The sequence below is a fragment of the Pontibacter russatus genome (assembly GCF_009931655.1).
GTDB lineage: Bacteria > Bacteroidota > Bacteroidia > Cytophagales > Hymenobacteraceae > Pontibacter > Pontibacter russatus.
In genome coordinates this window covers 1,269,808-1,282,431 of sequence record NZ_CP047984.1, presented here as the reverse complement: position 1 = coordinate 1,282,431, position 12,624 = coordinate 1,269,808, and the positions used below count along the sequence as shown (strand labels likewise).

The 12,624-nt window shown below is 55.0% G+C and carries 9 protein-coding genes; 8 read left to right on the top strand and 1 reads right to left on the bottom strand.

Annotated elements, in window-relative coordinates:
• Positions 1–349 precede the first annotated feature (349 nt).
• From GSQ62_RS05240 to GSQ62_RS05225, 4 genes are all read left to right on the top strand, one after another.
• On the top strand, positions 350–1,501 hold the full coding sequence (locus GSQ62_RS05240; RefSeq protein ID WP_161888532.1) for a helix-turn-helix domain-containing protein: 1,152 nt from the start codon (positions 350–352) through the stop codon (positions 1,499–1,501).
• 74 nt (positions 1,502–1,575) lie between these two features.
• Positions 1,576–2,037: a hypothetical protein gene (locus GSQ62_RS05235; protein WP_161888531.1), complete on the top strand. Its 462-nt coding sequence runs from the start codon at positions 1,576–1,578 to the stop codon at positions 2,035–2,037.
• A gap of 89 nt (positions 2,038–2,126) precedes the next feature.
• Positions 2,127–3,068: a S41 family peptidase gene (locus GSQ62_RS05230; protein WP_161888530.1), complete on the top strand. Its 942-nt coding sequence runs from the start codon at positions 2,127–2,129 to the stop codon at positions 3,066–3,068.
• A 136-nt stretch (positions 3,069–3,204) separates the two neighbouring features.
• Positions 3,205–4,572 (top strand): hypothetical protein, encoded by a 1,368-nt coding sequence (locus tag GSQ62_RS05225; protein ID WP_161888529.1) that lies wholly within the window; start codon positions 3,205–3,207, stop codon positions 4,570–4,572.
• 376 nt (positions 4,573–4,948) lie between these two features.
• On the opposite strand, the gene GSQ62_RS05220 is transcribed toward GSQ62_RS05225, so the two are convergent.
• A complete protein-coding gene (locus GSQ62_RS05220) occupies positions 4,949–6,148 on the bottom strand; it encodes a phosphoglycerate kinase (protein ID WP_161888528.1) in 1,200 nt (399 codons plus the stop codon).
• Between the two features lie 671 nt (positions 6,149–6,819).
• Between GSQ62_RS05220 and GSQ62_RS05215 the strand changes: the two genes are divergently transcribed.
• From GSQ62_RS05215 to GSQ62_RS05200, 4 genes are all read left to right on the top strand, one after another.
• On the top strand, positions 6,820–9,522 hold the full coding sequence (locus GSQ62_RS05215; RefSeq protein ID WP_161888527.1) for a D-alanine--D-alanine ligase family protein: 2,703 nt from the start codon (positions 6,820–6,822) through the stop codon (positions 9,520–9,522).
• A 118-nt stretch (positions 9,523–9,640) separates the two neighbouring features.
• Positions 9,641–10,417, top strand: a complete 777-nt coding sequence (locus tag GSQ62_RS05210) for a PASTA domain-containing protein (protein WP_161888526.1) — start codon at positions 9,641–9,643, stop codon at positions 10,415–10,417.
• Between the two features lie 70 nt (positions 10,418–10,487).
• The gene (locus tag GSQ62_RS05205) at positions 10,488–12,305 is read left to right on the top strand and encodes a T9SS type A sorting domain-containing protein (protein WP_161888525.1); all 1,818 of its coding nucleotides are present in this window, start codon (positions 10,488–10,490) and stop codon (positions 12,303–12,305) included.
• Positions 12,302–12,610: a rhodanese-like domain-containing protein gene (locus tag GSQ62_RS05200; RefSeq protein WP_161888524.1), complete on the top strand. Its 309-nt coding sequence runs from the start codon at positions 12,302–12,304 to the stop codon at positions 12,608–12,610. Before GSQ62_RS05205 ends, GSQ62_RS05200 begins: the two co-directional genes overlap by 4 nt.
• The last annotated feature ends 14 nt before the right edge of the window (positions 12,611–12,624 follow it).

The following is a 12,624-nucleotide window of genomic DNA, read 5'->3' as shown; positions in this document are numbered from 1 at the left end:
GAATCAGTTAAGCGATTTTCCATTTGAATTGTTTCCCGCTCCTGCATACTTTCCGGTGTGATATACCCCCTGCCATGTTGCAGCGACAAGGGGTATATATAACAACTTTTGCTGTTGGCTTCGTAGCCGTTGCGCTCCAGGGCGGCAACGACCGGCGGCGTTTTCCTTCCATATACTCCAGCAGCGCACTGCCGCCGGTTGATGCGTACTAAATTTAGCGAAGCACCTGGGGCAATCAGTTGCCGAATAGCTTAAATTCAGGGAAAAGTTTATTTTTGAAAGAAAAAAGGCGATGTCATTGGCTGCTTTACAAGTGTTTCTGGTGGCGGGTGCAGTGCAGGGAGTGTGTTTGGCGACCTTACTCTTTACGCGCAGGCAAAACAAACTGGCAAACCGCCTGCTGGGGGCGCTTGTCCTGCTGTTATCTATACAGACAGTGCTCGTGGCATACGACACACGCGACTTCTTCCTTGCCTTCCCGCACCTGAGCAAAGTAGGCTGGCTGCTGCCGTCCCTATTTGGTCCGCTCATATACCTGTTCACCGCCAAACTCACCAGTGAGAGACCTGTCTGGCGGAAGAAAGATTTTCTGCACCTTGTGCCGTTTGCCCTGTGTCTGCTGTACTTGCTGCCCTATTTTCTGCAGCCAGCGGCAGTTAAAACCGCGTACCTCGAGAACTTTGACAAAGCATCGGAGGATGACTTCGGTACCCTGAACCAGTTGCTCAACTTTCTGCACCTGGGCTATACGTATGCCGCACTCGTCCTTATCCGGAGGCACGAACAGAACATACTCCAGCGCTTCTCAGAACTGCGAAAAGTGCGCTTGCGGTGGCTGAAGCAGTTTGTACAGTTGATTTTCTGCATCATTCTGATCGGCGTGGTGGTGTTCTACGCCCGCAAATGGAATGTGCCCTGGGTGTCGGAGGTATACCATTTTCACTATCTGGGGGTTATTGTGTGTATCTACTGGATAGGGTACAAAGCGCTTTCGCAGCCCGCTATCTTCAATAATTCGCTGCCGTTTCCGCAGGGCAGGAAAGAAGCAGAGGAGGCAGAGGTGCCAGCTCCCGACGAGGCGGTGAACGAGATGCAGACAGGCGAAAATCTCGCTGCGGTGAAGTATCAGAAGTCGGGGTTGAAGGAGGACGCGGCCGAAGAGTACCTGGGCCAACTGCTTCAGTTTATGGAGGAGCGGAAGCCGTACCTACAAAATGAGCTCAGCATCCAGGAACTTGCGGAGGCGACTGGTATCCCCAGGCACCACCTGTCGCGTGTTGTGAACGAGCGACTGCATAAAAATTTTTATGATTTCGTAAATGAATACAGGGTAGCGGAGGCAAAGCGCCTGCTGTTGAATCCTGCCTTTAGCCACTACACGACCTTAGCCATTGCCCTGGAGGCAGGGTTCAGCTCCAAAGCCACCTTCAATGCTGTCTTCAAGAAGCAGACAGGTCTTACGCCAACGGCATACGTCTCAAAGTCGAAAATACTTGTCTGAACTTAGCGGATAAGACGCTTTGCCTGTATCCACACCCTAAGTTTGCAGCAACAACAACCTTTTAAGCCTTGAAGATGAAAAGATTAGCCTTTTTGCTGCAGTTCGTGTTGCTGGTATGTCTGCCCTTGCTTTCCTGTGCCCAGCTTGCCCCGCGGCAGGCAGAAGTGTTTACCCCTGAGCAGTTGCGCGAAGACTTCTCCTTGTTCCGGCGGGCACTGGAAGAAGCCCATCCGGGGCTGTACCGGTATACCCCGAAGGAGGTGTTTGACGCGGAGTTCGACAGCACTTTTGCCGCTCTGAATAAACCCATGACGGAGCAGGAGTTTTATGCCTCCCTAAAGCCACTCGTCACATTTATTCGCTGCGGACACACGAAGCTTATACCCAAAGGAGCGCCCGATGGAGCGTACAACTACTGGTATCATACCGACCAGCTTTTCCCGCTAAAGCTGTACGTGACGGCTGGCAAGGCGCACATCCTCTATCACTATGCCGATGGGGGGCGGCTCCTGCTGGCGCGGAGTTGCTGGCTATAAACGGAAAGCGCTTTCAGGAGATACAGCAAGCGTTACTGCCCTACCTGTCATTTGCGGATGGGATGGTGCAGACCTCAAAGTACCAGGACATGAGCAACTATTTTAGCGGACATTTTGCTGCTTTTGTGGAAGCGTCGCCTGTGTATGCTGTCACCTACCGGGGCGCGGACGGCGAGGCAGTCACAAAGGATTTTCCGGCCGTAAGCTTAGAAACCATCAAAGCGTCTGAGCAGGAAAAAGCGGCGGCAAAGCCAGCGCAGCCACCCTTCCGACTGAATTTTACGGCGGACAACATTGCGGTGCTGGAGATAGACTGGTTTATGAATAGCAAAGCGCAGAAGTTCAGGAAGTTTATGGCCGGTGCTTTCGAGGCTATCAAAGAGCGCAAAGCAAAGGCGCTGGTACTGGATGTGCGGAATAACGAAGGTGGTATGGATGGATTAGGCATGCTGCTGAGCTCTTATCTGGCAGATAAGCCCTATCACTACTTCAGTCGCGTAGTCTCCAACTCAAACAAGAAGTTCAGTTTCTCCGGCAAAGCCCATGAGCCCTGGTACTACTGGTATTTCAGGAGCAGAATGAAAAAGAACGGCCAGGGCACCTTCGACGTGCAGCCAGCCAAATACCTGCGGGAGCTCAAGCCGCAGAAAGATGCCTATACCGGTGATGTGTATATCCTGACGAATGGCTGGAGCTTTTCTGTCACGGGAGAGTTTGCCTCGGTGGTGCATAACATGGGGCGGGCCACTTTTGTAGGACAGGAGACAGGTGGCGCTTACCAGGGCGACAACAGCGGCTACTTCTCCATTCTGCCCCTGCCAAACACCAAGATAGACCTTGGCATCCCGCTCTGGTCGTACTACACCGCCATTTCCGAGGAGCCAGTGAAAAACCGGGGTGTCATTCCGCACCACATCGTAGTGCCAACAGTACAGGACGTATTAAATGGCACCGACCGTGAGATGGCCTCTGCTTTAGCGCTTATCCGGAAAAAAGCCGCCGGTACACAGGCAAGCATGAATCAGCAGTAGTTTTTGTCTTCCCCGAACCTATTCCTCATTTGATTTCACAAAAAGCCCAAAGCTTTTTTGCGAGAGCGGCTTCGCTGTGCCTTATGCAGCTTGCAATACTGCAGCTTTTTCTATTCTAACCCCTTGAAACAATAAAATGAAACATATCATCTTGCGTGTAGCCACCGCTGCACTGGTTCTTCTGAGTTTTACTTCCACGGCCCAGGACACGGCTGCTTATAAACTGCGCCTTTCGCTTTCAGTGCTGGACCTGCCCCAGAACATGGGCCTCCCCTATACATACCCTTCGATGCAGCAAAGCCTGGAATGGAGCAATAACTTCTACGACCTCGGTTACAGAGGTATAGACCTGCTGGGCGATAAACTTATCAGGCTGGATGAAGGGAGAGCAGCCCCAGGCAGGGTGCTGCTGAACAAGACAACTAAGTATTTGCTAAGCCTGGGCTTTGTAAAGTATGGGAGCGAACTGCCCATCCCCCTGGGCATATGGGCACATGAAGAGTTCCACCGTGCCGTGTTGGGTGTAAATGGCATTAACGCAAAAAACGGCAACTGGCTCTTCAGCCGCTGGGATGGTACAGTATATGGAGTCAGTGACGAGCAACTGTCCGGTTTGAAGGCGCATGAACCGAGTGCGCTGTTGTATTCCTATGTGGCGGGGGTGCATGCCCAAAACCTGAGCACGCAGACGAACATGCTCCAGGATTTTTATCATGAACGCACCAGCTACAAAAACGCGCTGTACCTGTACAACGCTTACTATACCTGGCACTACCTGAAGTTCTCTATCAGCCATGCTTCAAATACAGTGAAAGTGGATGCACCACCACATGAAAACCCCGACCCGGGCCAGCGCGACTTTGCCGGGGCTGATTTTACAGCCTGGGCATTTGATATGTTCAACCCGAACCAGCCCTACACAGCCCGCGACCCTTTTCCGGGAGGAGAGGGGGTAAACCGCAGAGTTGGGTTCGATGATCTGTCGCCCGAGGCGCAGGACTTTCTGAAAGACCAGCAAAAGCTGTCGCTACTTAACTTCATCAATCCTGCAATTTTCTTCATCAACCGCATTCATCTTGGCAGAAACTTCTCATTCAACTTTATGGGGCAGTACATCCCCACGAATTTCGGAAACGATATCGGCCTGCAACTGCCCATGCGGTGGAAATCAAATAATCTGCTGTTGGGCCTCCATACCTATAACAATCGTACTGAGACCTTTCCCGGGTTAGATGTTGCTTTGATTGATAAAGCACTTGACAGAAGCGGCAGGCTTTATGGCAGCGTGGCGTTGCACATATGGATGCAGCCGGAAGAGCAAAGCTTTTTTGATGAGAAAGGCAAAGCAGGAGGGGCAACTGACCTGAAAGTAGCACTGAATTTAAGCCGGCACTTTTCTTCCTTTTTAAGCGTAACCGGCAAAACAGCGGGCTGGCAGCTCGGAAACCCTTACCTGGATGAAAACATAAGCCTCAGGGCAGGCGTGAATCTCAACCTGAGGTAAGCTGTGATAAAAGGATGATTAATACTAATATTAAATTGATTCTGCGTATCTGTCCAACCCCCCCTGCCCCCTTGTCTAAGGAGGGGAGTTTTACTTGCACCTTCTTCTTTCCTGCGTATTGCAAGCGCATGGCTATATATGGTGAGTTTGCTTACACTTATAATATCTTCAACTATAGCCATTGGTGCTTAAAGCTGTGTTATCAGACTCCCCTCCTTAAATAAGGAGGGGCAGGGGTGGTTGGATATGGTTGCAAAGTGAACATGCGCAAAACCTAATTGATAATGGTATAATTTATTTGGTAACATAAAATTAACATAAAAACCCCTGCCGCTTTGCAGCGACAGGGGTTTTTTATATAGCTCTTGGCATTGGCTTAGTAGTCGTTGCGTTCGAGGGCGGCAACGCCTGGCAGCGTTTTCCCTTCCATATACTCCAGCAGCGCACCACCGCCGGTTGATACGTACGATACCTTGTCGGCATAGCCCAGCTGGTTCACGGCAGCGGCAGAGTCACCGCCCCCAATGAGGGAGTAGGCGCCACGGCGGGTGGCCTCTACAACGGCCTCGGCCACGGCCTCGGTGCCCACCGAGAAGTTCGACATCTCAAATACGCCCATCGGGCCGTTCCACAGGATGGTTTTGGAGTTGGCGATCACGGCGGCGTACTCTTCTCGGGCGTTCGGGCCTATGTCCAGTCCCATCCACATGGGCTTGATGTGGTGGCTCAGGCAGGTGTCGATGTTGGCGTCGTTGCTGAACTCGTCTGCCACCACCGAGTCTACCGGAATCATCAGTTGCACCCCTTTTTCGCGGGCCATGGCAATCATACGGCCCGCCAGTTCCACTTTGTCTTCTTCCACCAGCGAGGAGCCGATGGTGCCGCCGTCGGCCTTCACAAAGGTATAAGACATGCCGCCGCCAATGATCAGGTTATCGACCTTGTCCATGAGGCGCTCGATGATGAGGATTTTGTCGGAGATTTTGGCACCTCCCATGATAGCGGTGTAGGGGCGCTCCACATTGTCCAGCACGCGGCGGGCGTTCTCCAGTTCCGCCTGCATCACGTAGCCCATCAGCTTGTCGTTAGGGAAGTAGCGCGCAATCACGGCTGTGGAGGCATGCTCGCGGTGTGCGGTGCCGAAAGCGTCGTTCACGTACACATCGCCCAGTGTGGACAGCTCCCGCGCAAAGTCAGGGTCGCCTTTCTCCTCCGCCTTGTGGAAGCGCAGGTTCTCCAGCAACAGAATCTCGCCCGGCTTCAGGGCCTGCGCCATTTGCGCCGCCTCCGGCCCGATGCAGTCGTTGGCGAACCACACGGTGGTGTTGAACTCCTCCTTCAGGCGGTCCACCAGATGCACCAAGGAGTATTTGTTCTCGGGTCCGCCTTTGGGGCGGCCCAGGTGCGACATCAGGATGACAGCGCCGCCGTCGTCAAGTATTTTCCGGATGGTGGGCACCGCCGCGCGGATGCGGTTATCGTCCGTGATATGGAAGTTCTCGTCGAGGGGCACGTTGAAATCTACGCGCACCAGTGCCTTTTTGCCGGCAAAGTCATATTGGTCGATGGTTCTCATGAAATGGTCTGGTTTCGTTGTCCGATACTCGTTGTTCGTTATTCAGGAAAATTTGTTGCTGCGGCAAATATAGCAAAAGGAGCATAAGTTGTGAGGGTGGGAGGTAGGTTTGTATCATGGGTACGCTTGCGGTGTGTCATTTAGATGCTATTTATATAATTAGTTCTGGATATATGTTCTTCCGGAATTATAGCTGGGAGTAAAATAGTTTATATATATATGTGGGCACGGGAATTAACTTGAATTCAAGTTGTTTTGAACCAGCCAGCCACCTTTATACATAATCCTGCAGTAGGCTGCTCAAAGCGACGCTCTTTCCAGTTTTCCCATGAGGCGCCGGGGGGAGGGGCCCTCTATTCGAGGGTTTCCGGGGCCGCGGGAGCGGCAGCCGCCCTGACAAGGGGCCCCAACCCCTGGCAGGAAATGTACACAGCGCCTCATGGGAAAACGAGGCCTCTCGGCCTGAGAGCACCAAAGCAAACTATAGAACTTTAAAGGATTGAGTCCAGTGGGATATACAGCAGTTCAAGTCTTAGGCAGAATATTACCAAGTTCATGTTAAGGTTAACTTCTGCCGTAACTTAGGAGTGGCGACACCAGCCTGACAAAACAACTTTAAACTCATTATTATATAGCTTAACTTTACTTGCTCATTTGTTACCTTTGCAGGAATGAAAGTAGGAATAATTTTCGGTGGGCCGTCGCGGGAGCGGGAGATTTCGTTTGCAGGTGGCCGCACGGTTTACGACAATTTAGACAAGGCGCTGTTTGAGGCGGTGCCGGTGTTTGTGGACAGCCTCGGCAATTTTATATTGCTGGACTGGCAGTATATATACAAAGGCACCATCCGCGATTTTTACCCGCCGGTGGAGGCCCTGCCGGAAACGGAGCACGGCCTGCAGATCTATATGGAGTCGCTGGGCGAGCTGAGCATAGCCGAGCAGGACGCCATCATCGCCAAAGCGGGCAAGCGCCTGCTGCCCCACGAGTTTAAGAGTCACTTCGATTTCGCGTTCCTGGCCCTGCACGGCCCCTACGGCGAAGACGGCAGCATTCAGGGTTTGCTGGAGTGGTACCATATCCCGTATTCCGGCTCCGGCATCCTGCCCTCCGCCATCGGCATCGACAAAGCCGCGCAGAAGGAGATGCTCAAGCAGCACGGCTTCCCGACGCCCGATTACCGCATCATCCAGTACGCCGACTGGGCCGACCTGAACCAGCGCGAAAGCATATATAAGCAGTTGGTCGCAGACCTCGGGTTTCCGCTGGTGCTGAAGGCGCCGCACCAGGGTTCCTCTATCGGCGTTTCCATCATCAAGGAAGATGATTTTGCCGCTTTTGAGGCAGGAGTGGAGCGCAGCTTCTTCACCAAAACCATCTACAATAACCAGTGGCTGGCGATGGGCCAGGAGAAGCAACTGGTGAGCATGAAGCAACTTGTGGACATCCGGGAAGGCATCGGCATGCCGGTGCTGCTACAGGACGGCTCCATTATATATCACCCCGAGCAATTGCTGAACCATATAAACATAACGTTTGCCGACAGCACCACCGATAGTATCACACTAACGAACATAGAGCACGAGCAGCAGATACTGGTGGAGGCTTTCATCAAAGGCAAGGAGTTTTCGTGCATCGTGGTGCAGGACGAGACGGGCAAACCGCTGGCGCTGCCGCCGACCGAGATCGTGAAAGGCAGCGAGGTGTTCGATTACCGGTCCAAGTACCTGCCCGGCCTGAGCCGCAAAATCACCCCCATCAACCTGCCGACCGAGCAGATACAGGAAATCCGGCAGGCGACCAGCAGGCTGTTCAAGAGCTTCGGCTTTAACGTATATGCCCGCCTCGATGGCTTTATCACCGACAGCGGCGAAATTTTCCTGAACGACCCGAACACGACATCGGGCATGCTGCCTTCGTCGTTCTTCTTCCATCAGGCAGCGGAAATCGGGCTGAACCCGTCACAGTTCCTGACCTATATCATCCGCACCTCGGTGGCCGAGAGGCTGAAGTCCGGAAAAGACACCGTGAAACTGACGCGGCTGCTGCAGAAGCTGGACAGCGCCATACAGGACGAGCAGGCGCACCGCCACGACAAGATACGGGTGGGCGTGATCATGGGCGGCTATTCTTCGGAGCGCCATATATCCGTGGAGAGCGGCCGGAACATATATGAGAAGCTTTCCTCGTCCACTAAATACGAGCCGTTGCCCATCTTCCTGACGGGCAGCAACGAGGCGCACCGTCTCTACACGATTCCGGTCAACATTATGCTGAAGGACAATGCAGACGATATAAAAGAGAAGATACAGCACTTTGAGCATGGCGGTAAGCCGCACCCGGTGCTGGCGCAGATCATCCAAGAGGCAGAGGGCATAACCCGCAAATACACCGGCCGCAGCCTGCAGGAGCCGCAGCGCATCACGTACCCCCAACTGAAGAACCTGGTGGATGCCGTGTTTATCGCGCTGCACGGCCGTCCGGGCGAGGACGGGGCCTTGCAGACGGAACTGGAGAAACTGCATATCCCCTACAATGGGTCGGGCATTCGCTCCTCGCGCATCACCATCAACAAATACGACACCAACGAGCTGCTCGCCAAGCACGGCGTGCCGGTGGCCAAGCACAAAATGGCGCTGAAAGAAGACTGGCTGCAGGACAAAGAGGCATTCTTTCAGAGCATAGAGGCAGAGTTTCCTTACCCTTTTATTGCCAAGCCCGCAGACGATGGCTGCAGTTCTGCCGTTAAGAAAATAAAGAACCGCCGGGAACTGGAGGCCTTCAGCACGCTGATGTTCCGGGAGATGGAAGAACTGGACACCGAATGTGCCCGCACGTTGTCGCTTGGGTTTAAAGAAGAATTCCCGAACAAGGGCGGTTTCCTGGTCGAGACGCTGATTTCTAAAAATGGGGCGAAGCACTTCCTGGAAGTAACGGGCGGCCTGCTAACCAAATATGGCCCGGACGGGGCGGTAGAGTACGAGGTGTTTGAAGCCTCCGAGGCCCTGGCCGAGGGCGAGGTGCTGTCGCTGGAGGAGAAGTTTCTGGCGGGCGAGGGGCAGAACATCACGCCCGCGCGCTATGCCGCCGACCCGGTGCGCCGCCAGCAGATATCCGACAAGGTGAAAGAGGACCTGAGGCGGGTGGCGCAGATTTTGCAGATAGAAGGCTACGCCCGCATCGATGCCTTCGTGCGCGTGCTGGAGAACGACGAGGTGGAGACGATCATCATCGAGGTGAACTCGCTGCCGGGCATGACACCGGCCACCTGCATCTTCCACCAGACCGCCATCAACGGGTACAAGCCTTACGACTTCATCAACCGCATCCTGCAGTTCGGCATCGAGCGCAACAGGATGAAGTCAGAGAGTTAGAAAGTTAGAGAGTTAAATGTGGGTAGGATAGCTATAGGAGCGCTTTTAGAACCACAACCAACCATTCAACCATATAACCATTCAGCCATAAAGTAGCCGTTCAACAATCAAGTTCCTCATGTTTAAAGCGAAATCATTTGCGGGAGTACTCCTGCACCTGTGTCTGATGGGTATTATTGTGGCCGCCCTGATCATCGGCTTCTTTTATATATACCTGCCTTCCACCACTAACCACGGCGAGAGCATCTCTGTGCCGCGGATAGAGGGCATGCAGCTGACCGATGCCGAGGCGCTGCTGGAAGCGCAGCACCTGCGGTACTTTATCAACGACTCCAGCTATAACCCCGACCTGAAGCCATACACCATCCTGACGCAGGACCCCGCGCCGGACGCCCAGGTGAAGGAGAACCGCAAGATTTACATCAGCGTGAACATGAAGGAGCCGCCGATGATCAAAATGCCGAAGCTGATAGACGGATCGGTGAAGCACGCCGAGCTTATCCTCAAAAGCTACGACCTGAAGAAGGGCAAAGTGACGATGGTGCCCGATTTGCAGCAGAACGCCGTGCTGAAGCAGTTTGTGAACGGAAGGGAAGTGAAGCCCGGCGAACTGATACCCAAGGGCTCGGTGGTGGATCTGCACGTGGGCGACGGCCTGGGCAACACCGAGTTTGAAGTGCCCGATGTGGTGGGCATGCCCGTGGACGAGGCCTCGGTGCTGCTGGTGGGGCAGGGGCTCCAGATTGGCAACATCATCTATGTGCAGGGCAGTGAAGAACAGGACGGCACTGTGCTGAAACAACGCCCGTTCGCCGAGGTGGGCGCCATGATCCGGGTGGGCGAGTTCGTGGATCTGTGGGTGGCAGGCGAGGAGCCGGTGCTTGATATTGAGTAAAACAGGAGATAACAGAAGAAGCGCCTGCCCCAAAAAGGCGGGCGCTTTCGGTATACTTACAGGCAGGAACATGAGAAAAACGCTGGCTCTTTTGCTTTTGATGCTTTGGTTCGGGGCGGCAGCCATGGCGCAGGCCGTGCTGCGGCCGCTGCAACAGGAGGCGCGTGCAGTCCAGGCCTATAAGCCCTCCCTGCTCCGCACGGCAGCCGTTGCGCTTCCTTTTTTTGATGACTTCGCCGCCTCATCCGGAAGCCCCGACGCGGCGCGCTGGCTGGCAGAGGGCGGGGTATATATAAACAACCGCTACGCGCTGGCCCCCGTCACCATCAACGTGGCCTCTTTCGATGGGCTGAATGCCCTCGGGCAGCCGTATGCCCCTGGTTCCTCCAGCGCCGGTGCCTCCGACACACTCACCTCACAGCCCATCCAATTGGGAAGCCTCAACCCCCGCGACTCCCTATACCTCAGCTTCTACTGGCAGTCGGGAGGCCTGGGCGATGTGCCGGACCGGACGGAGAGCAACCTGCGCTACCTCGCGCTGGAGTTTAAAGACAGGACCGGCGTCTGGCGCGAGGTGTGGCGGCAGGCGGCCGTGGGCGAGGTGACAGATTTCGTGCAGGTGTTTGTGGGGGTGAAGGACCCGGCTTTTCTCCATGATGCCTTTCAGTTCCGTTTCCGCAACGTGGGGCTGCGCAACGGCCTGGCCGATGTGTGGAACCTGGATTACATAGAGCTCTACAAAAACCGGCGCAAGGGCGAGCGCATCACCCGCGACATTGGCATCAGCCAGGGTGTGAGCAAGCTGCTGCAGCACTACACCGCCATGCCCGCGCGGCAGTTCCGGGCCAGCCCGGAAGGCGCGCTGGCGGAGGAGGTACGCACCACCGTCAACAACCTGGGCGGACTGCCGGGGGCCATCAGCTGGCGCGGCTATATCCGGAACGTGGACGAAGGCGCTGTGAGCACCTTCCTGCGCGGCCAGGACCTGGTGCCTGCCGTAGCCCGGCAATATGAGATTACCGGAGCCCCCGGCCTGGGCGGCGTTGCCGTGCCGCGCGAAGGCCATTTCACCCTGCTCCACGGCATCCAGCTGGACACCAAGGAACCTGACCCGCTGCAGCGCGCCAACGACAGCACCGAGCGCAAAACTGTGTTCGCCGACTACTACGCTTACGACGACGGCACGGCCGAGGCGGGTTTCAGCTTTGTGGGCACGGGCAACACACAGGTGGCGCAGCGCTTCGACCTGAGCGAGCCGGACCAGCTGAGGGCTTTCCGGGTGTACTTCCCGCGCATCGGCAGCAGAGACCTGACAAATACTCCGCTCTCTTTCCGGATATGGGCCGGCACCGACAGCGTGCCCGGCGAGGTGCTGCACCAGCAGGGTTTCCAGATACAGTACACCGACACGCTGAACGAATTTTACGAGGTGCAACTCACCAAGCCGGTGCCGGTAGAGGGAAGCTTTTACATGGGCTGGTCGCAGAACGGCAACACCTTCGTCAACATCGGCTTCGACCGGAACGAGCCGATGCCGGGCCGCCGCTTTATATATACGCCCAGCGAGGGCTGGGAACCTGAAACAACCCTGGAAGGCGCCGTTATGATGCGCCCGGTGCTGGTGGGGGAGGCCCTGGGGATTGAAGACGAGGTAGCCGCCGCTACCCTGCTCGTGTTCCCGAACCCGAGCAGCGGCGAGGTATATATAAACGAGCCCTACGAACACATCACCGTCTTTGATATGACCGGGAAAAAGGTATATAGCCAGCCTGCCCAGGCACTGGCGCAGCCAATTATCCTGCGCCACCTGGCACCTGGGCTGTATACTTTGCGTATTCAAACCAGGGAAGCAGTTGTCATCAAGAAACTAATGCTACATAAACTATGATCACTTCATCAACAGACATCACCGCAGAAGAGCTGAAGCAGCGCCTGAGCAAGGGCGAGACGCCGATTATAATTGACGTGCGGGAGGATTGGGAATACCAGGAATCGAACATTGCCAGCTCTAAACTTATCCCACTGGGCACGCTGCCGCAGCGCCTCGACGAGTTGGAGGAATATAAAAACCAGGAAGTGATCGTGCATTGCCGCTCCGGCGCCCGCTCCGCCAATGCCAAAGCGTTCCTGCAGCAGCAGGGCTTCAGCAACGTCCGCAACATGCTGGGCGGCATCCTGGCGTATAATGGCTGATTTATAAGTTCCGA